The 21,893-nt window shown below is 27.0% G+C and carries 14 protein-coding genes; 11 read left to right on the top strand and 3 right to left on the bottom strand.

Annotation, left to right across the window (positions count from 1 at the left end; all coding sequences use genetic code 11):
- Nucleotides 1-49 precede the first annotated feature (49 nt).
- Nucleotides 50-2,551 (bottom strand): BspA family leucine-rich repeat surface protein, encoded by a 2,502-nt coding sequence (locus tag Q0H31_RS03505; RefSeq protein ID WP_295295800.1) that lies wholly within the window; start codon nucleotides 2,549-2,551, stop codon nucleotides 50-52.
- A gap of 368 nt (nucleotides 2,552-2,919) precedes the next feature.
- Nucleotides 2,920-5,553, bottom strand: a complete 2,634-nt coding sequence (locus tag Q0H31_RS03500) for a BspA family leucine-rich repeat surface protein (RefSeq protein WP_295295809.1) — start codon at nucleotides 5,551-5,553, stop codon at nucleotides 2,920-2,922.
- Between the two features lie 304 nt (nucleotides 5,554-5,857).
- On the opposite strand from Q0H31_RS03500, the gene Q0H31_RS03495 reads away from it, so the two are divergent.
- From Q0H31_RS03495 to Q0H31_RS03455, 9 genes are all read left to right on the top strand, one after another.
- A complete protein-coding gene (locus Q0H31_RS03495; RefSeq protein ID WP_295295798.1) occupies nucleotides 5,858-7,189 on the top strand; it encodes an ABC transporter substrate-binding protein in 1,332 nt (443 codons plus the stop codon).
- A 97-nt stretch (nucleotides 7,190-7,286) separates the two neighbouring features.
- The gene (locus Q0H31_RS03490) at nucleotides 7,287-8,144 is read left to right on the top strand and encodes a carbohydrate ABC transporter permease (RefSeq protein WP_295295797.1); all 858 of its coding nucleotides are present in this window, start codon (nucleotides 7,287-7,289) and stop codon (nucleotides 8,142-8,144) included.
- Entirely contained in the window at nucleotides 8,141-8,974 is an 834-nt protein-coding gene (locus Q0H31_RS03485) for a carbohydrate ABC transporter permease (RefSeq protein WP_295295796.1), read from the top strand. Before Q0H31_RS03490 ends, Q0H31_RS03485 begins: the two co-directional genes overlap by 4 nt.
- 163 nt (nucleotides 8,975-9,137) lie before the next feature.
- Nucleotides 9,138-10,646 carry a ribosomal protection-like ABC-F family protein gene (gene abc-f / locus Q0H31_RS03480; RefSeq protein ID WP_295295795.1) on the top strand — a complete coding sequence of 503 codons (1,509 nt, stop codon included), beginning with the start codon at nucleotides 9,138-9,140 and terminating at the stop codon, nucleotides 10,644-10,646.
- Nucleotides 10,647-10,802: 156 nt separating this feature from the next.
- A complete protein-coding gene (locus Q0H31_RS03475) occupies nucleotides 10,803-12,032 on the top strand; it encodes a peptidase M30 (RefSeq protein ID WP_295295794.1) in 1,230 nt (409 codons plus the stop codon).
- 36 nt (nucleotides 12,033-12,068) lie between these two features.
- Complete coding sequence (locus Q0H31_RS03470; RefSeq protein ID WP_295295793.1) at nucleotides 12,069-12,383, top strand: hypothetical protein; 315 nt, start codon at nucleotides 12,069-12,071, stop codon at nucleotides 12,381-12,383.
- A 195-nt stretch (nucleotides 12,384-12,578) separates the two neighbouring features.
- The gene (locus tag Q0H31_RS03465) at nucleotides 12,579-14,516 is read left to right on the top strand and encodes a methyl-accepting chemotaxis protein (protein ID WP_295295792.1); all 1,938 of its coding nucleotides are present in this window, start codon (nucleotides 12,579-12,581) and stop codon (nucleotides 14,514-14,516) included.
- A gap of 14 nt (nucleotides 14,517-14,530) precedes the next feature.
- On the top strand, nucleotides 14,531-16,474 hold the full coding sequence (locus tag Q0H31_RS03460; RefSeq protein WP_295295791.1) for a methyl-accepting chemotaxis protein: 1,944 nt from the start codon (nucleotides 14,531-14,533) through the stop codon (nucleotides 16,472-16,474).
- Between the two features lie 3 nt (nucleotides 16,475-16,477).
- Complete coding sequence (locus tag Q0H31_RS03455; RefSeq protein ID WP_295295790.1) at nucleotides 16,478-16,933, top strand: CvpA family protein; 456 nt, start codon at nucleotides 16,478-16,480, stop codon at nucleotides 16,931-16,933.
- Between the two features lie 149 nt (nucleotides 16,934-17,082).
- Here the strand turns inward: Q0H31_RS03455 and Q0H31_RS03450 are convergent, their stop codons facing one another.
- A complete protein-coding gene (locus Q0H31_RS03450) occupies nucleotides 17,083-18,471 on the bottom strand; it encodes an MATE family efflux transporter (RefSeq protein ID WP_295295789.1) in 1,389 nt (462 codons plus the stop codon).
- Nucleotides 18,472-18,743: 272 nt separating this feature from the next.
- On the opposite strand from Q0H31_RS03450, the gene Q0H31_RS03445 reads away from it, so the two are divergent.
- The gene (locus Q0H31_RS03445) at nucleotides 18,744-20,333 is read left to right on the top strand and encodes a peptide ABC transporter substrate-binding protein (protein WP_295295807.1); all 1,590 of its coding nucleotides are present in this window, start codon (nucleotides 18,744-18,746) and stop codon (nucleotides 20,331-20,333) included.
- A 651-nt stretch (nucleotides 20,334-20,984) separates the two neighbouring features.
- The gene (locus tag Q0H31_RS03440; protein WP_295295788.1) at nucleotides 20,985-21,890 is read left to right on the top strand and encodes a carbohydrate ABC transporter permease; all 906 of its coding nucleotides are present in this window, start codon (nucleotides 20,985-20,987) and stop codon (nucleotides 21,888-21,890) included.
- Nucleotides 21,891-21,893: the final 3 nt, after the last annotated feature.

Below are 21,893 nucleotides of genomic sequence, written 5' to 3'. Positions count from 1 at the left end.
TATCATATATTAAAAATTTTACGTTTTATCAAAAATTTTAAAATAATTATTAAAATAAATCTGTTAGTCTGAAATCCAAAATTATAAATACTAAAAAAGTATAAACAAATCTTTTGCTTATTTCTTTTTTAGCTTTTTTAAAATCAATAGCAATATTTACCAAATCATCATATTCAACATCTTCATCAACTTTTGCAGACATTGTAAAAACATCTCCGTCATTTGCTGTAAATGTATAGGTTATAGTATCATTATCTGCATCATTAGTATGCATTTCATATTTTTTAGCAAATGCCTTAAAAGCTCCATAACTTGCATCTATATTTTTTATTTTCTTTATTTCTTTTTTTAGATTATCTTTATCTAATTTTATAGCTGTAAATTGATTTATAGGCTGTGATAATTGAGAATCTTCGAACAGTTTTTTCAATTTATCTATAGTTTCATCGTCCATTTCTATAGGGCTTGCTAAACTTATAAAATTATCAGTATTAATTTTTAGTTTTTTATTTTTACAGTCTAAATAGTTGCCATCATTTGAATACATGAAAGTTGTTATAAAGTTCTTATCTTTGTCATATAGATTCCACACTAAAGAAGATGCCAATCTATTCATTAAATAATTGTCAATAAAAACTTCTTTAAACAAGTCATAACTCAATATATCACCGTCTATTAACATAATATTTAAAATATGCGAACTATGATTAATAAACTTATCTACTTCTTTTTCTAATTCTTTTATTTCTTCTTTTAATTTTTTATCAATACTTTGAGGAACCTTTTTTAATTCCTTATTATTTTTTATATCAAATAAACTTAAAGAATAATCATTATTGACAATTAATTTATAATCTTCATTTAATATTTTTTCACCTTTAGAGTTAAATCCAAAATTAGGAGTACATCTTAATCTAAATTCAGTATAGCCGATATTCATTTTTTCAAGTATTTCATTAATCATTTTTGCTGCTTCTTTACGAATTACACTTTTAGTTGAATTTATATATATTTTATATAATAAACTCTGAGCATATCTGCTTTCTATATTGAAGCTTATCATTGTAAGGAGATTTTTTGATTCAATAGTATAAATTAATTCTTCTATTTTCTTTAACGCTTTATCTCCTCCATACATAGCATAAACAAAAGCAGTAATATCTTCATCTTGATTTTTTAAATAAATCTCTTTAGTAAAATTTACAAATGATTCTTTATCAAGCAAATTAACCATATTATCAATTTTTTCTAATTTTTTAATAGTTTTCTTTAAAGACAAATATTCTGAATATATATACTTTATAAGATTGATATTAACTTCTCTTGATTTATCTTTTATTAATACATGACAATTTTTTATGAATGTAAGTTTCTTATCATATTTTTTAGCATTGTAATTTCTTTCAGCATATTTTTCTGCTTTTTCTATAGTTTTGAAATTATAATCATTTGTAACAAATGAAAGCTCTGATGAAAAATCAGTTTCAAGTCTCTTTCTTAACCTTACAACTTTTTTATTTTTATCTTTTGCAATAAGCTCATATATTTCTTTAACATTAAATTTTGTTATACTTATAATATCGTCCTTAGGAAAAAATGCCTGCCTATATACTTGAATTCTTTTAGGTAATTTATCCGTATCATCACAAATTATGCTTATAGCTTGTAAACTGTCTAAATTCCAATTTGCTAAAGATTCATAATGCTCAAACTTGCGTGCATAGGCAAACAACAACATTACACTAATGACATTTCTTGTATCCCATTTATCAAGAGGCTGATTAAATTCTTCTGTAAAAGCAAACATATGCTCTATATTTGTTACTTTAGACATATTCCAGCTATTTAAAGGCTGATTAAATTTACCGCATGCTCTAAATGCAAATTCCATACTTTCAACATTAGAAGTATCCCATTTATCTAAAGGCTGATTAAAAATTTCACAGTCCTCAAATATACATTTCATATTTTTCACATTAGATACGTCCCAATCATTAAGAGGCTGATCAAAAGCTTTACAATAACGAAACGTCTTTGATAAATCTTCAACATTAGATACATTCCAATTATTTATATTCTGATTAAATTTCAAAGCTACATTAAACATATTAGACATATCTTTAACATTAGAAACATCCCATTTGTCCAAAGGTCTATTAAATGCTTCACAGCTATGAAACATATCGCTCATATCTTTCACTTTAGATACATTCCAATTATTTAAAGGCTGATTAAAATATGTACAATAAGCAAACATATAAATCATGTTTTTCACTTTTGATACATTCCAATTATTTAAATTAGAATTAAACTTTGTATTTGAGTATTTTCCCAAAACATTGTAGTCCATATATGCAAACATATAAGACATATTCTCAACATTAGAAGTATCCCACTCTTCTATGCCATCAAAATCTTTTCTTTCACTTTTATTAAAAAGGTCGCTCATATCTGTGATAAGACTTGTATCAATACAACTAAGTTTTATACCGTTGTTGGTGAATACTAATCTTTTTAATTCTTCTTTTGTTGTCGGTTTATATTTTTTCATAATCTCATATCCTCATTATAAATTTTAATATATGTAAATAGTAGCACTCAATTAACTACAAATAATAATACTTACTATATACCTAAACAAATATATTTTGTCAAAATAATTTTTTAATTTAAAATATTTGCAGGGCTTTGCCCCGCACCCCAGTTCTTTTTGTGGCCAAAAGAACCAAAAAGACTGCATTTAATAAAGTATAGCTTTTTATGTATATATAAAATATATATATATTATTTTATATATACCAAAGATATAAAGCTAAAGCATTTGCACTTTTTAGTTCTTTTACCAACTCCGCAGAGTATAGCTGCAAGAAAAAGAACAATAAAAAAAATTATGTTTTATAAACAATTTTAAAATAATTATTAAAATAAATCTGTCAATCTAAAATCATGAATCATTAATATTAACAAACTATAAATAAATCTTTTACTTGTCTCTTCTCCATTTTCAAAATAAATATTAATTTTTACTTTATCGCTATAGCTTGTATCAGCATTAACATTCGCAGTTATCAAAAAACTATCTCCATCGTCTGACTCAAATGAATATGACTTAATAACTTTATATCCTAAAAAATCTGCATCCATATCATATCTGCTTCCAAAATTCTTAAAAGTAATATAGCTTATTTCCGCATTTTGAAGTTTATCTATTTCTTTTTGCAAATTATTTTTATCTAATTTGATAAGTGATAATTGTTCTAATGGCTGCGATAATTCATAATCTTCAAGCTGTTTTCTCCATTTAGCTATAGTTTCATTGTCCATTTCTACAGGACTTGCTAAACCCACAAAACTATTATCATCAATTTTTATTTCTTCATCATCACAGTTTGAATAGCTTCCATCGCCTGAATATCTAAAAGTTGTTAAAAACTTATAATCTTTGTCATATAGATTCCATATTAATGTTGAAGCAAACTTATTCATCATTGTATTATCAACAAAAACATCTTTATAAAAATCATAACTGTATGTTCTACCTTCTATTAGTAGAACACTTAAAAGATGAGAAGTATTTTTTATAAAGTCAGCAACTTCTTTTCTTAAACTTTTTATTTCTTCTTTTAAATTTTCATCAAAGTTTTGAGGAATCTTTTTTAATTCTTTATTATTTTTTATATCAAACAAGCTTAAAGAATAATCACTGTTTAAAATTAATTTATAATCCTTATTTAAAAGCATCTCTCCTTCAGAATTAAATAATAAATTTGAAGAAAATCTTAATTGGAATTCATTATAGTCAATATCCATTTTTTTCATCACTTCGTCAATCAATTTATCAGCTTCATAACGAACTTCAGATTTTTTTGTGCTTGTATATATTTTATACAATAACCTAAGTGCATACTTACTTTCACTATTTAGTTTAATTATTAAAAGAGAAAGTTTTGTATCTTGTTCTTTTTTATATATATTATACAGAGCATCATCACCTCCATATATTCCATAAATAAAAGCGGCTGTTTCTTTATTGGTTTTATCATAAATGTTTTTAATAAACTCTATGAATGATTCTTTATCAAGAAAATTAACTATATTGTCAATTTGTGTTAATCTTTTAACATCTCTTTTGAGAAGCAAATATTCCAAATATATATATTTTAAAACTTTATTTTCAACTTCTCTTGATTTGTCTTTTATTAAAACCTTACAATCATTTATAAAGCTTACTTTCTTATCATCTTTTTTATTATAATTATCTTCAACATACTTTTCCGCTTCTTTTATAGTTTTGAAATTATAATTATCTGTAACTGATGAAAGCTCTTCACTAAACTCACTTTCTAATCTCTTTTTTAATGCAACAACTTTTTTATTTGTATCTTTTGATATTGCGTTATATACTTCTTTAACATTTTCTTTTGTGATAGTTATATAATCTCTTGATACTAAATCATAATCTTCTTCATCATCACCATCTTTCATAGCTACATAAGTATTGTGAGAACCATAAAATGCCTGCATATATACTTTAAGTCTTAAAGGTAATTTTTCATATACTTTTTCATAGTTAGAACATAAATCACTTATATCCGATACTTTATTTAAATCCCAATTTGCTAATGAATCATAACAATCATAGTTGTAAGTATATTTAAACATTGAGTACATTTTCTTTAATTTTTTTGTATCCCATTTGTCAAGCGGCTGATTAAAACTTTCAGCAGAATAAAACATAGATTCCATAGTTTTTACATTGGATACATTCCAGCTATTTAAAGGCTGATTAAAGTTGTTACATTGGCTAAACATCTCATTCATATTTTCAACCTTTGAAGTATTCCATTTATCTAGAGGCTGATTGAATACAAAAGCACTTCTAAACATACCTTCCATAGTTTTTACTTTAGATACGTCCCAATCATTAAGCGGCTGATTAAAATTAACGCATATACTAAACATATAACCCATATCTTCAACTTTACTAACATTCCAATTACTTATATCTTGATTAAATGCTTTAACATAATTAAACATAGCCCTCATAGTCGTAACCTTAGAAACGTCCCACTTGTCTAAAGGCTGATTAAAACTTTCAGCTACCTGAAACATACCGCTCATATTTGTTACATTAGATACATTCCAGCTATTTAAAGGCTGATTGAATTTTTTACAATTATCAAACATTCTAAACATATCCTCAACATTAGAAACATCCCATTTATCTAAAGGCTGATTAAAATCCTGACAATAATAAAACATGAAACTCATATGCTTAACCTTAGATACATTCCAATTATTAAGATTGCGGTTAAACTTAGCTTTAGAACGGCTTTCAAAACTATCATAACTCATATATCCAAACATATATGACATATCCTCAACATTAGAAACGTCCCAATCCTCTATGCCTTCAAAATCTTTTCTGCTGCTTTTATAAAAAAGCTCACTCATATCTGTGATAAGGCTTGTATCTACATCATAGAGTTTTATTCCATCAGCATATACTAATTTTTCTAATTCTTCTTTTGTTTGCGGTTTATATTTTTTAATAAGTTCCTCCTGAATATGAGTTTACATAATTTGCATTTATATAGTATATATGATATTAAATGAATTTCTATAATAAAAAATGATTTTATTTAGTATTGTTGTTATTTTAGCAATATGATTGATTATAATTTACGGCAGTGTTTTTTTGTTATATGAAATTAATATATTTTTGTGAAGTATAGTTATATAAAATAATACTGTTGAATAATAAAAAATATACTGGTTTTTTTTTTACATTTTTGAAATTGATTTTTATGTAAAATGTTATTATAATATATTTATATTAAGTAATAGGAGAATCATTATGATTAGGAAGCTTTTTGTATGCATCTGTTTGGTATCGGTTACAATTATGATGATGGCTTGTTCAGGAAACAAACCTGCCGAGCAAACTGTAGTTGAACTTCCAACAATAGATGCAAACACAGAAACAGAAATAACAGTGTGGGGATGGAATGTTGCTGCTAAGGCTTTAATTGAGACAGCAAAAACATTCAATGAAAAATACCCTAAAATTAAAATTAATGTACAAGAATTTGGTGGTCCGCCTCAATTATATGAAAAAGCTGGTGTTGTATTATCTTCTGGACAGGGAATACCAGATGTAATGCAAATTGAAAGCGATTTCATTCAAACTTATGTAGAGACTTATCCTCAAAGATTTTTAGATATGAAAACTTTGGCTCCGGCTGATTTAGATTCTAAAGTAGACCCTTCAAAAGTGCCTACAAGTTATGACTCAGAGGGAAGATTAACTTCAATACCTTGGGATTCAGGTCCTGTTGTAGTTTATTATAGAGAAGACCTATTCAGACAAGCTGGTATAGACCCTGCTGCTATTAAAACTTATGATGATTTAATACAGGCTGGTAAAGATTTACAAGCAAAAATGCCTAATGTAAAATTAACATGTTTTGGATTTACTCAAGATGATGGTATATGGAGAACTTTAATGGTTCAAAATAATGTTTATTATCTTGATACAAATGGAAATATTACTTTATCATCTTCTAAAGCTGTAGAAAGTATGCAGTTAGTGAAAAGACTTATAGATGAAGGTTTGGTATTAAATACAACTAGCTGGGATGCTGGAATAAGGGCACATAAAAACGGAGAGATAGCTATAAGCTTTAATGGAGGCTGGTGGGGCGGCACTATGAAAGACCAAATGCCTGAAATGAAAGGAAAATGGAGAGCTATGGAAATGCCTGCTTATACAGAAGGCGGAGTAAGAGCTTCTTCTTTGGGCGGTTCTACTTTAACAGTAACAGCTACTGACCCTATTAAACAAGCTGTTGCTTGGGCTTTTGTAGAGCATTCTTTACTTAATGTAGACAGTCAGCTTTTGATGTATGAAAAATTCGGTTTGTTCCCTTCTTATCTTCCTGCTTATGAAGATGAAAGATTTAAACAGCCAGATCCTTATTTTGGTAATCAAAATTATAATGAAATATTAGGTAATGTTACAAAAAATATACCTCCTGCTATTTATAATTCAGATGATTATTCCGATTTAAGAAATGTAGCTGTTAGTGCTTATGAAGAGATAGTAAACAATAATTCAGATATACAGGCAACTTTAGATGCTGCTGCTGAACAGGCAAATAGTATAACTGGAAGAAAGATTGTAAAATAATAAAAATAATGATATAGTTTCTGCATATGATAGTTATTTTATCTATCATATGCAGAAATTAACTTTACTCAATATAAACAACAAGGAAATAAGCATTATGAGAACAAAAAAAAACATCACGCCTTGGCTCTTTATTGCTCCCGCTTTGATATTCATAGTTTGTTTTAGTATATACCCGCTTATAGAAACAATAGTTTTAAGCTTTATGACGCAAAGCAGAGGGCAGTTAGTTTTTAATGGAATTAATAATTTTAAAAGGCTTTTATCAGATCAGTATTTCTATGTATCTTTAAAAAACTCATTAATATATTTAATTATACAAGTACCAATAATGACAATGTTAGCTATATTATTATCTTTAGCATTGCATAGAGGTATTACTAAATTAAAAGGTTTATATAGAACAGTATTTTTTATACCTTTTATAGTTGAATCTGTTGCATATAGTTTAATGTTTGTATTATTGTTTCAAGAGAGAGGCGTTGTAAATTTTTTGCTATCTCTATTTAATTTGGGTCCTGTTATGTGGCTTACACAAACTTGGCCTGCGAGAATAGTAATAATGCTTATAATGACTTGGAGATGGACTGGTTATAATATGATAATAATATTAGCAGGGCTTCAGGGAATATCTGAGGACTATTATGAGGCTGCAACAATTGACGGAGCTAATGCCGTGCAGCAGTTTATACATATAACAATACCTATGCTTAAACCTGTTATATTATTTTCAACAATACTTTCTACAATAGGTACTCTAAATTTATTTACAGAACCTTATCTTTTAACAAATGGAGGTCCTAATAATTCTACTATAAGTTTAGGATTATATATATATAGACAAGCTTTCCAATCTATAAACCTAACTTATGCAGCAACTATTTCGGTAGCTATACTTATAATAGTTGGACTTCTTTCTAGATTGCAATTAAAAGTTGGAGGGGATAAAAAATGAAAAATTCAAAACAGCAAAAAATTACGAGAATAATTCTTTATATAGTCCTTACAATAGGTATGATAGCTTGTGTTTATCCTTTGTTCTTTATGTTAATAGCATCTACAAGGGTGTCTGGAGATATTTTCTTGTTTCCGCCTCCTATAACTTTTGGGGATAATTTCTTTGAAAATTTAAAAAATCTTCAAGAGAGAATACCTATATGGAATGCTTTATTTAATTCATTTAAAATTGCTATTCTTTATACAGTGATAAATTTATTAGTTTGTTCTATGGCAGCATATTCTATTTCTAAATTTAACTACAAAGGAAGAAATATAGTATTTGTTATAATAATGCTTACTATGATGCTTCCTGCACATGCTAAATTAGTTCCTTTATATAGAATGATGACAACATTAAATATACAAAATACTCACTTAGCTATAATACTTCCTGATATAGCCGGAGCTTTTGGTATATTTTTGATGAGGCAGAACTTCCATTCTGTTCCAGACACTCTTATAGAGGCTGCAAGAATAGATGGGGCAAATGAATGGACTATATTTTTGAAAATAGTTATGCCTTTAATGATTCCTGCTTTAACAGCATTGGGAATATACATGTTTGTTGCTCAGTGGACTAACTTTACTTGGCCTTTGATAATATTAAACTCTCCTGATAAGTTTACTTTGCCTGTAGCATTGGCTCAGTTAAAAGCAGACACGAGAATAGATTATGGACAGATAATGGTTGGTGCTATATTTGCTGTTGTTCCTATAATGGCAGTGTTCTTAGCATTACAAAAATATTTTATATCTGGTTTAACAGGCGGTGCTGTAAAAGAATAATGATTTATTAAATTATTAAAGAGAGGCTTTCTTTTAAGTCTCTCTTTTTTTATTGAATTTTTTATAATAAGTTATACAATATTTATATGTAATAAAAATATATTAACCAAAAATAAAAAAGCTTTTTTGCTTAAATTAATTATTTTTTATAAGGGGTTAATATATGTTTGTAAAGTTCAATAAAGTTTCTTTTTCTTATGACAGCTCTGATAATATATTAAATGATGTTTCTTTTCATATAGATAATACCTGCACGGCAATAGTGGGTGAAAATGGATGCGGTAAAACTACGCTTGCTAAGCTTATAACGGGTATATTAAAACCTAATTCTGGAAGCATAGAATATTCAAATAAAAATATTATAGCTGCTTACTGTAATCAAGAATGTGCTGATTTACCAGATAATGCTGAAAGTTTATTTTATGATGAAAGTTCATATTCCGGATATTTAACATCAATTTTAAAAATAGATTACAGTTATTTGTACAGATTTAACACTCTTAGTTTTGGAGAGAGGAAAAGGCTTCAAATAGCATCAGCACTTTATACTAACCCTGATATATTGGTATTAGATGAACCTACAAATCATATTGATAATGAATGCAAAGACATACTTATTAATCTTATAAAAAGACTTGAATGCATTGTTATAATAATTAGTCATGATGTTGATTTTCTTGATGAGTTAGTAAACAAATGCATATTTATAAGAAATTCTAAATGCAAAATAAGAACAGGCAATTATACTCAATGCAGAGAATACGAAAAAAATGAAGAAGATTATAATTTTAGTTTGTATGAAGAGAGTAAAAAGAAAGTTAAAGTATTAGAAAATAGGTATAAGAAACTTCAAAATGAATCAGATGCTAAAAAAAGCAAATGCGGAAGTAAAAGAAATATAGATAAAAAAGACCATGATGCTAAAGGTAAAGTTGATGCGGCGAGACTCACAGGAAAAGATAAAAGACTTGCAACAAAAGCTAAACAAGCGAAAGTTTTATACAATAAAGGAATATTAGAAACTGAATCTCTATATATAAGAAAAAGAGAAGTTATGGATATGAAGTTTGTGGGAGAAAGATATAAAGGTAAATTTTTATTTTTTTTGGAATACGGAGAAACTAAGATAAATAATATAATTCTTAAGCATTCTGAGCTTATAATAAACTCTAACAGCAAAATAGGAATTGAAGGGGTAAATGGTTCTGGTAAAACTACTTTATTAAATTATATAATAGAGACAATGTATAATAATTCTATTAACAAAGAAAAGATTGTATATATTCCTCAGGATATAGAGAGAGAATATTGGAATAAAACTTTTAATAATATAAAGTCTTTAGATTATGAAGCATTAGGTTTTTTGATGAGTTTTGTTAATAGGCTTGGAAGCAATGCGAAGACTGTAATTAATTCTGCTAATCATAGTCCGGGCGAGATGCGTAAAATAATGCTTGGCATGGCGGTGCTTAAAAATCCGTATATTATAATATTAGATGAACCTACAAATCATCTTGATATAGATTCTATAGAACGTTTGGAGGAGGCTTTAATTTCTTTTAATTGTGCTTTACTTATAGTAAGTCATAATAAAAATTTTTTAAATCGAATAGTTAATATAAAATGGTTAATAAGTAAAAAAGATAATTATAGCAGTTTAATTGTTGGCTGATGTTTAAACTATATATAATCAGCAATAATATAAAAGCTTCAAAATTACAATTCTTAAAGATGCATATTATTATATTGACTTTTTGTGTATATTGTATTAGATTATTAATAAGTGTGATATGCTAATTATATGTTTTATAGGAGTATAATTAGAATTATGAAAAGAATCTTTTTTATTAGTATTATATTATTGATGCCTTTATTGTCTTGTCAGCAATTAGCAGATATTGTAGGTATAACTTATGATGGATTAACTTATGCAGATTCAAGTGATGAAAGTAAGAATTTTAAAACAATATCATTCAGCAGTTCCGGAGCTCAATTAGAAAAAACCTATACATTTTATAAAGTTCAAGAATATGATAAATTAATTGTATATAAAGAAGGTTCTGGATATAAAAAAGAAAGCTTGGACTATATAGCTAAAGTTTTTAATGATAATTATGCTGAAGAGGTGAGGATATACGGAAATCATACTGATGTTGATAAAAATGGAAAAATTATTATTTTGTTGTTTGAAATTAATTCTAACTATGAAGGTTCTGTAGTTACAGGGTATTTTTACAGCGGCGATTTAATATTGGGTTATCATAATAATGCTGAAATATTATATATGGATATAAAATTAGTAAATGAGGATCCTCAATATATGGCAGGAACTATACAGCATGAGTTCCAGCATTTAATTAATTTTAATGTTAATTACATAGAAAGTAACAAAGAAATGTCAACTTGGCTTAATGAGGCATTATCAGAATCTACTTCTGTATTATTTAGCCCATATACGGTTAATTCCAGAATAAATGAGTTTAATCTTTCAACAAGCGGATATTATTGTTTTTACACTTGGGACCTTCCTTTAAATGTATTTGCAAATTATCCTTCTGCATCTGTATTTATGAACTGGCTTTATGAGAAAAATAGCAGAAACTCTAGTGTATTTCAAAGTATAGCAAAAGATTCATCGGCTAATGATTATCAAAGAGTTTTTAATAATGTGAATAGTTTTACAAGTGCATCTAGTTGGGACGACTTATTATTTAAATGGCTCGAAGGAATAAATAATAAAGAAGTATCAGGAGCAGAATTAAAAATACAAAATGCTGGCACATCAATATCGTTATTTCCGGGTGCTTTAGTTGCTTACAGCGGAACTTTAACTCAAACTGATGCTAATTTAGTAACAGCAAATTTAGGCGGAGGAATAGAGTTGGCTTTAAACAAAGATACATATATTGGAAATAACCCTAATTATATAAATATAAAAATTCCTACTTCGTCGTCTGTACAAGCATCAAAAACTTACAAAACAGCAGATGATAAACCTTATATACCTAAATATAGGCATATATTGTTTGACAAAGACGGCGAAATTAAAAAATATTGATTGTTGTCTCTTAAATGAAATTTATAAGGAAGTTTGATGAAAAATGTTTATCATAACACTGTAAAATATTCGTATATTTTCATTTTTATTTTTTTCTTTTTGCTTTTTGCTAAGAAAGAAAAGATTACAGGAAATATTAGAATTGTAGGTACTGCAATATTTCCGGAAATAGTTTTATCTACGGAGAATATAGATTATTATTTTGATAAGAAATTTTTTAATGAATATGCAAAATATGATGGTCAGACAATAACTATAGAAGCTAAAGTAAAAAAAGAAACATTATGGCTCGCTGACAAAAGTAAATCATTTGATAGATATACTATTATGTGGGCTAAAAAGAAAGAATAAAATATAGCTTGCATAAATTGTTAAATTATAATTTACGAGTATTATCTAAATTGATTATCATTAAAAAATAATTTACTTTAATAAATAGTTTATGTTATAATGCCGAAAATGTAAAGGATACTTTATCATATAATTTTGTATAGTTTTAATATATTTGTTTATAGTATATAATAAAGTAATAAGGTTTAATAAATTATGAATTATATTTTTTATAGCGTAATTATAGAATTGGGTGTATCTACAACAGCAGCTGTTATAGCTTTTGTTGCTATAATAGTGCATTTTTATATATTTTTCAAATTGTATCAGGAAACCCAGCTTACAGCTTTGTTTCTCTCTATACTTTGTTTTATTTTTACAGCCGCAGAAACAATAAATATTATAGTTTCCCTTTCAATACAGGATACTCAATTTTCTCTTACAATGTATAAAATAGAACAAATAGCAGTGTCATTAACCATTTTACCATGGATTAAATATGTAAAAACAACGTTAAAATTGAATGATAGATTGCACTATTTTTTGGATAAGGCAGGAAGTGTGGCAATATTTCTCTTTATGCTAATATTAGTCATCGCTTTAATATATTCTCAATTGTTTGTATCTACAACAGAAGTGCTTTCTACATTAAACAACTCTGCAATTAATAGTGTTAAAGTTAGAGGTGCTATAGGACCTATATATATTTTTAGAGATTTTCTATTTTCTGTTTACAGTATAATAATAATATGTATGCTCTTTTATGAAATATTTGTTAATAAAATCTATAAAGTTAATATAGGTACATTAGTATTGTTCTCTATGATAACACTTGCTTTTTTTGATGATTTTAATGGTATTTCAAGTTATTCAAATTATTATAGTAATTATTTGTTATTACCGCAGTTTTCTTTTTCTCGATTCTCTTTGATTTATATGATTTTTAATGTTTTTTCTGTTTACGGTTATATTATTAATTTTATTAATACGGTTTATAAAAAATCAGATACTAAATACTATGATTTGGAATCAATTAAGGCACAAGATACAGTTATTATTAACACAGCTATTAATACTTCATCAAAATTGCTTGAATTAAAAGAAAATTTTTATAGCCTTATAGATATTTTGGTGGAAAAAGTTAAAAATACAAATCTATCTGTTAATAACTTGAAAACAGAAATAGCTAAAATAATAGATAATACTAATGAGTTTATCACTATAGAAAATTTCCAAGTGAATGACGGAAATACAAATATAGAAAAAATAGAACAGCTTATAGAAACTTATCCTAATTTACAAGTTAGTTCTGAAATGCAAAAAAATATGCTTGAAGAATATATTAATGTGCTGCAAGAATCTGTAAAAGAGGTTTATATACTTCAATCAGAGAGTGTTGATATATTAAAAAGCTTTGAAGAGTTTCAATCTAATATAGAAAAAGAAAGAAATAATATAATAAAAATATTAGATAAGACTTTAATATTTAATCAGCTGTCTTTTCAGATAAATAAAATATTATCATTTATGACGAATATGCAAGACAAAGTAAAAACTCTTTCTATTAATTCTAGTATACAGGCTTCTAAATCCGGAGAGTGGTATCATAACTTTAATGTTGTTTCTAAAGAGGTTTCTGAGTTAGTTGTAGAAACGGGTAATATAACTAAAAATATGCAGGAACTTTTATTTCAAATAGAGGAGATTTTTAAGAGATATAATTATGCAAGTAATAGTATAAAAGCCGGCACTATGGAGCTGCTTCGTGAATTTTCTTCTAATTATAACAAATTAGTAAAATTTAATAATACTATGGAAAGACAAAATGATTATAATATTAATATTATAAAGAGTACAGATAAAATGTATAATTCTATATCTGATATGAGTGCTATTATTGTTAATGAAGAAAATGATTTTATGAATATCAAAACAAAAATAGAAGAGTTTAATGACTATATATCGGATATATCTCATAAGGCTAATAATCAAAATATCGATATCAAGAATATTATGAGGGATATGAATAAATTACTTGCTACAAGTGAGGATTTTGAGGATATAACAAATAAACTTGATGATGAAACTAAAAAACTATTAGAATATTCAGATAATCTACAACATGTTGTTAATGAATATTCTAAAGTAATATAAGGGCATAAGAATATATGGATATATTAACTAATTTTATACCGGGATATAATGTTTCTATTATAGAGCTGTTGGTGCCTATTATTGGTACTTCTATGGTTTTTATATTTATTATGCTTTATACTATTTTGGTTATAAAAACTAAAAAGCCAACTTATATTATAGTAGCTTCAGCACTTTTATTTTTGCTATTATATAACATCATATCTTTTATTATAATATTTTTAGGCATATCCGGAAATGATGTTGTATTAGCTTCCAATTTATATGTAGTGAATCATATTATATTTTTGCTTATTATTGTATTACTTCCGATTAACAATAGATTTTTCTTAAAGAATGAAAAATTTGTTAAAAATATTAGCAATTTAATTATATTTCTTAGTATTTTAATTGTAGTTTCTTTTGTAATTTTTAGCATAATCAAAAAAAATACATTCTTTACTACAACATTGAGAACTTATCCAGATAAGGCTTTTACTGTTTTGGGTAACGGCAATTTTTTTGTTTATCTTACTTATTTAAGTTTAATTATATATGCTATGGCTTTTGTGCCTATGGTAATTGATATATTTTTGGGAAATAGTATAGTTGGAAATAGTGTTATTATAATTTCTAATCTTCTTTCTTTTGTTCTTGTAATTACTAATATTGAGATTTTTAATATAAGAAAGGACATTTATTTTGATAAATTGGATTTAGCGGTTATATTGTCTTATTTGATTAGTTCTGTTGCTGTATTTTCTTCTTTTACAAGAAATGCTTTAGAATCTATAAGAAGGGATAGTATATTAAATAATAGATTAAAATCGAATTTAAATATTATTACAAATATAAATGATATATCAGAGAAATTAAATTGTGTAGATAGAAATTTTATGGATTCTTCTATGTTTGTTTTAGAGGTAGATAAAGAAAATAAAGATGCTCTAAATATCATAGAAACTAAAATAAATACGGTTATAGATTCAAAAAATGCATTAGGAGATACAAAAGAGAGTAAGAAACATCTTATTAGAGATGGTATAAAGTTTACTAATACTATATTTACTTTTTTTGATAAGTATAAAAATCAAATGCAAGAGCATTTTAGAGCTTTATCTCAGACTATGTCTAACATGAATGTTTCTAATTTATCTTATGAGCAGATTTCTTCTCTAAACAGTGATTTAAAAGAGATTAGAAATAGTATTGAAGAAAGCTCTAATAACACAATAGTTAATATAAAAAAGCATTTTGAAAGTTTTAAAGATGTAAATAAGATAACAGAAGATATATATGATACAATAGAATATATAAAAAACATGACTAATAAGACTAATTTACTTTCTATTAATGCTGGTATACAGGCATCTAAGGCAGGTATTTTAGGTAAGAGTTTTTCTGTTGTATCTAAAGAGATAGGGGTATTATCTTTTGAGATTTCAAAGGGTACGGCATCTATAGAGAATATGTTAACTGACATATTCAGCGGGGTTGTTTTGATAGAAAACTCCTCTTTTTATATAGATGAGCATTGTAAGAATATAGAAGATGAAACTAAAAAAATTCTCGAGAAGATTGACGCTTATAGTAAAAGTATAGAAGAGAGTATAAGTAAAATTTCTACAGAGTTTGATAATTTTAAATTATTAGAAAAGTATAATGATGCTATGCATAATATTGTAGAAGAGCAAAGTGAGATAGTAGCTTCTGTGAGAGAAAATATTGTAGCTATGCTCGACATTCAAAATAGCTTAAACTTAAAGATAGATTCTCAAGGTGCTGATATAATTAAAATTTTTGGTAATTTCAGCAGAATTATAGAAGTAAAAGATGAGCTTAATGATGTTATTAAGAAAATAGGTAATTATTCATCGCTTTCTCATACATATATAGAAACACTTTCAAATATAATAAGCACTCATAGAGGCAAGAGCAGTATGGCTTTTAAACCTATAATAAATTTGTTAAAAAAATAGTATATGTTTAATAATATTGATATAGTTATAATAATATTTTTAGTATTTATATTTATTTATGGTTTTTATAGAGGCATTATATCTATCACAATACCTGTAATAGCAATAGTAGCTACTTTTATTATAGCACCTATTATATATAATCATGCTTCTAAATATTTTGACCATTCTATTATATTAAAAATAGTATCATTTTTTATAAGTTATTCTGTTATAAGGATAATACTTTCAAAGGCGGCAGATAGCATAAAAAAAGTTTTGAAGATGATATTTTTATCTTGGGTGGATAGAGTTCTTGGGGCTATAGTGCTTCTTTTTATAGTTTCTCTTATAATTTCTATTGTATCATATTTTATATTGAACATGACAGAGTATGGTTATATTATATATAGTTCAAAAGTTTTAATGTATATATACAATATATTTAATACTAATAATTATATGAATAATTTTGTATAAATATGCTGAAAGTTTTTAAGTTTATTATTTGTGTACCCTTCAGTGCTTTTACGACCAAATGGAGTCTTTCAGGACGACCGAAGGAAGTGCCTTTGGGTATTGATTAAAAAAACTAAAAATTGACAAAATATGTTTTTTCTAAATAAATCTTATTCTGTTAACTTTCTTACCCATCTTTCTTTTTTAAGCATTATATATCCGATAGTAATTTTGGCGAAGTCTGATAGTTTAGCTATACCAAACATAGCAACAGGACCAATAGTAGTGAATTTCGCAAGTATTAGAGCTAAAGGGGCAAATATAAGCAAAGACACAGGAACATCCACAGCAAAACCAAACACCGTGTCTCCTCCAGCCCTTGAAACAGCGAACTGAGCATTAATATAAGTCCAAATAGGCATATATGAAGCTATTAATATTACCAAACTTCTTGTTATACCCTGAGCATCTGGAGTGAGCTTTGAGAATATAAGAGGTATTAATAGAGTAGAAGACATTTGTACAAGTCCAACTACAGCTCCCGCTATAACAGAACCATTTAGTATCCACCTTGCTTTATTTTTTGCATCCTCAAGTTCACCCCTTCCAAGTGTTCCTCCAACCACAACCATGGTAGATACAAATATTCCTTGAAATACTAAATAAAATATATTAGCTATAGTAAATCCTGAAGCCATACCAGCAACAGTTTCAGCACCTCCTCTGCTGTTGTAGAGTGCTGTCATAAACATTTCACTAAGCCCCCAGCTTATTTCGCTTAAAAATATTAAACTTGATTTTCTAAGCATAGAATAAAATACAATAAGTTTTACTTTTAAAATTTCTCTCGTTCTTACATAAAACTTTTCTTTATGCAATTTTATGTATACTATAAATAAAATCATTTCTATTATTCTTGCGATTAGAGTGGCAATAGCAGCCCCTGTTTCTTCGAGTCTTGGAGCTCCAAAGTTTCCGTATATTAGAATATAGTTTCCAATAGTATTACAAAATGTAGCTATCACCGATATTATAAGCGGTATATGCGGTTTACCTATTTCTCTGTAAGAAGTTCCTATTGCTCCGGAAATAGATATTGGTATAAAAGTAAAAGCAATTATACTCATGTATTTTGTGCTTGAAGCTAATATTGCCTCTTGAGAATTGTTTCCATTTGTCATTAAACGCATGAATATTTCAGGGTTTATAAGCATTAATATCATGTATATAGCAGATATAGTAAAAGGAAGTATTACTTTAAATCTAAAGGCCTGCTGCATACCTTCTTTATTGTCAGCCCCTGCATTTTGTGCCATATATATTCCGCCTGCACCATAACAAGTGTTTAGCATTACTAAATATATAAAATTAAGCTGATTAGATACATTTACAGCAGCCATTTTTATATCGCCCAACTCTGCAACCATAAAATTATCTATTAATGAAACCATTCCCATTATAAGCTGTTGAAGCATTACTGGCACTGCTATAGAAATACATAATTTATAAAAGTCAAAATTTCCAAATAATCTGTTTTTGTTTAAAAAATTATTACCCATTTTTATTATACTCAAGAAATTTATATTTTAATCTGAATAATTATATATTATAGCTTTATTATTTGTCAATATAATATTAGAATTAATTTTGTTTAGGAGCCATACATATTGCACATTTTTTAGTATATATTATTAAACCTTATATTAATTATTTGTCTATTTTTTTACTAATGCATAAAAAATCATATTTAATAATTGTAATATGAATTTGTAGTTTTTACAGATTTGTACTACAATATAAAACACATAACAAATTAAGGAGAGGCATTATGATGAAAAGAATCATATTTCTAATAATTGTACTGTCATTTTTTATGTTCTCATGTTCATCTAAATCGTCTGAAGAAAGCGGCAGTATAGTTATATCGCTTGGAGGAGAAGTTTCAACAATAGATCCGCATCTTAATACAGCAAGTGCCGGAACGGTATATATAAGACATTTTTTTGAGGGTCTTATGAAAAAAGATAAAGACGGAAATCTTGTAGGAGGCGTTGCTGAAAACTATAAAATGAGCGAAGACGGACTTACTTATACATTTTATTTAAGAACCAATGCCAAATGGTCAGATGGAAAGCCTGTTACAGCAGAAGACTTTGTTTACAGTTATAGAAGATTTATTGATCCTAAAACAGCTGCTCCTTATGCTTCTCTTATGGCTCCAATAAAAAATGCATTAAAAATATTTAGAGGAGAAATGTCTCCAGAGGAATTAGGTATTAAAAAAATAGATGACTACACTATAGAAATAACATTAGAAAATCCTACTGCATATTTTTTAGAACTTGCTGATATGTTTTTACCTGTGAGAAAAGATATTATAGAAGAATATGGAGATACTTGGGTAGGAAGCCCAGAGAGTTATATAGGAAATGGTCCTTATAAAATGATTGAAAGGATTAGAGATGATAAAATAGTTATGGAGATTAATACCAACTATTATGATAAAGATAAATTGGTTGCAAAACAAATTACTGTTTCAATGATGGCTGATAAAAACACTGCATTGGCTGCTTTAAAAAACGGTCAAGTGCATTTTTCTACTTTAGTGCCTGCACAGGAAATAGATAATCTAAAAAGTGAAGATTTAATAGTGATAAATCAGGCTTATGGAACAACATTCTTTGAAATTAATTTAACAAATAAAGCTTTTACTGATTCAAGGGTAAGAAGAGCATTGGCATTGGCTATTGATAGAAATTATATAGTTGATTCTATTAACAAGTCCGGACAATTACCTGCAGGAGCTTTTGTTCCTCCTTTAATAAGCGATTATGAAGGAGAGTTCAGAGAGAAAGGCGGAGATTATATAAGCGTAAAAAGTGATGATTATCAAAAAAATATAGAAGAAGCTAAAAGATTAATGGCTGAAGCAGGATATCCTAATGGAGAAAATTATCCTGTAATAGAAGTTTTGGTGGCTAATGATGGAAATGTTGTTATGGTTGAAGCTATACAGCAGATGTGGAAAAATATAGGGGTAGATAGTGTTATAGTGCCGAGAGAATGGTCTGTTATACTTCAGAGCTTTAGAGATTTAAGCTATCAGATGGTTTTAAGTGGCTGGACAGGAGATTATAATGACCCTATGACTATGCTTGAATTGTATTTGAGTTATGCTCCAAGTAATCCGGGATACAATAATCCTCAATATGACAAACTCATTGAAAGCTCTAAATTAATAGTTGATCCTAAAGAGAGAATGAAAGTTCTTCATGATGCTGAAGCTATACTTATGTATGATATGCCTATAATACCGATACATTATAGGTCTAATGCTTTAATGGTATCTAAACAGCTTAAGGATTACAAATTAGACCCTTTAGGCAAATACAGATTTCATTATTCTTATTTAGGAAAGTAATGGATTAAATAATTATATTTTATCAAGAAATAAATTTATATTTTTATTTTTATCTGGGTTTTTGTATACGCATGAATCTTTATGCAAAAACCCAGTTGCTTTATAATCATCAATAACATATATCTTTAGTATAGATTTTGAAAAAAGCTATACATAATAAGTCTATTATTATACATATTCAAACATATAAAGCAGTTGTAATTTTGTAGTATAAATCTAAAACTTTTATTAACTGCAATCTTAGCAGGTATATTTAGGTGCATAGCTTGTATAAAAGTTGAATAAAGCAAAAGCTTATATTAGAAAATCTAATTCTTTATATGCAAAATTTCTTAGTTTTGAATTAAATGTAATATTTTTTAATTTTTATTATTATGTTATTAAATTATCAAGTTAATATCTTTATAGATTGAGAGAATAGTTAACAAAATAAGTATGCCAAAATAAAATATAAATAAAAAAATGGTATCGATAACAATAAAAAATATATAAAAAACATGCAAAAATGTTTTAAATGTATGACTATTTTTATAAAAATATGCATTATAGCCCAAATCATAAAACAATATAATTTAATAATTTAATAGTATATTGAGTGATTATGAAAAATTTACTATACTTTTAATATATATTTTTTAATTGGGTGTAAAAATGTCAGCAAAAACTAAACTTTCTTTAAATCAAATGTCTTATAAGAACAAAGAGAAAATGTTAGCTTATATACTTTTAAGCCCTGTATTAATCATATATGTATTGTTTATTTTCTACCCAGTTATTAACGGTATGATTAATGCATTTACAGACTTTAGTATATATAATAACAATCCTCGCTTTGTATTTTTAGACAATTTCAAAGAGTTGTTATCAAGTCCTGATTTTTTTGTGATTTTGATAAGAACTATTGTGTTTGTAGCTATAACAGTAGCTATACAGTATGTGTTAGGGTTAGCATTTGCTCTTTTACTTTCATTAGAGCTTCCGGGCACAGTTTGGCTTAGAAATTTTGCCATGCTTCCTTGGGTATTGCCTATGACAGCAGCAGTTTTATCGTTTAACTGGATATTCCAAGCAGATTACGGCCTTTTAAATATATTTTTAAGAGCCATAGGAAAGCCTGAATTGGTTAAATATTGGTTTGGAGATATTAATTTAGCATTTCCTGCTGTAGTTATAATACACGTATGGAGAAACGTTCCTTTTTACGGACTTGTTTTATATGCAGGTTTGAAAGGTATACCTAAAGATTTGTATGAGGCAGCAGATTTAGATGGTGCTTCAAAATGGCAATTTTTTCAGAGAATAATACTTCCTCTAATAAAAAAGCAATCTATCGTTGTTATACTTTTGCATATATTATTCACATTTAATAACACAGATATAATATTATTAGCTACAGGCGGCGGTCCGGTTGGTATAACAAATGTAATGGCTGTTAATACTTATAATTTAATTTGGAATCAATACAGATTTGGTGTAGGTACTGCTTCAGCTGTAATTATGTTTATAATACTTATACCTGTAACTTTAATATCTTTACGTTCTTCAAATAAAGAATAATTA

The organism is uncultured Brachyspira sp., from assembly GCF_934747485.1.
GTDB lineage: Bacteria > Spirochaetota > Brachyspiria > Brachyspirales > Brachyspiraceae > Brachyspira.
The sequence above is the reverse complement of the archived record's forward strand: the minus strand, read 5'-3'. Positions and strand labels throughout refer to the sequence as shown.

Excerpts from the sequence above, each read along its gene's own strand:
- Q0H31_RS03505 (WP_295295800.1), bottom strand. The coding sequence starts at position 2,551 with ATGAAAAAATATAAACCGACAACAAAAGAAGAATTAAAAAGATTAGTA.
- Q0H31_RS03495 (WP_295295798.1), top strand. The coding sequence starts at position 5,858 with ATGATTAGGAAGCTTTTTGTATGCATCTGTTTGGTATCGGTTACAATT.
- Q0H31_RS03490 (WP_295295797.1), top strand. The coding sequence starts at position 7,287 with ATGAGAACAAAAAAAAACATCACGCCTTGGCTCTTTATTGCTCCCGCT.
- Q0H31_RS03485 (WP_295295796.1), top strand. The coding sequence starts at position 8,141 with ATGAAAAATTCAAAACAGCAAAAAATTACGAGAATAATTCTTTATATA.
- abc-f (WP_295295795.1), top strand. The coding sequence starts at position 9,138 with ATGTTTGTAAAGTTCAATAAAGTTTCTTTTTCTTATGACAGCTCTGAT.
- Q0H31_RS03475 (WP_295295794.1), top strand. The coding sequence starts at position 10,803 with ATGAAAAGAATCTTTTTTATTAGTATTATATTATTGATGCCTTTATTG.
- Q0H31_RS03470 (WP_295295793.1), top strand. The coding sequence starts at position 12,069 with ATGAAAAATGTTTATCATAACACTGTAAAATATTCGTATATTTTCATT.
- Q0H31_RS03465 (WP_295295792.1), top strand. The coding sequence starts at position 12,579 with ATGAATTATATTTTTTATAGCGTAATTATAGAATTGGGTGTATCTACA.
- Q0H31_RS03460 (WP_295295791.1), top strand. The coding sequence starts at position 14,531 with ATGGATATATTAACTAATTTTATACCGGGATATAATGTTTCTATTATA.
- Q0H31_RS03455 (WP_295295790.1), top strand. The coding sequence starts at position 16,478 with ATGTTTAATAATATTGATATAGTTATAATAATATTTTTAGTATTTATA.
- Q0H31_RS03450 (WP_295295789.1), bottom strand. The coding sequence starts at position 18,471 with ATGGGTAATAATTTTTTAAACAAAAACAGATTATTTGGAAATTTTGAC.
- Q0H31_RS03445 (WP_295295807.1), top strand. The coding sequence starts at position 18,744 with ATGAAAAGAATCATATTTCTAATAATTGTACTGTCATTTTTTATGTTC.
- Q0H31_RS03440 (WP_295295788.1), top strand. The coding sequence starts at position 20,985 with ATGTCAGCAAAAACTAAACTTTCTTTAAATCAAATGTCTTATAAGAAC.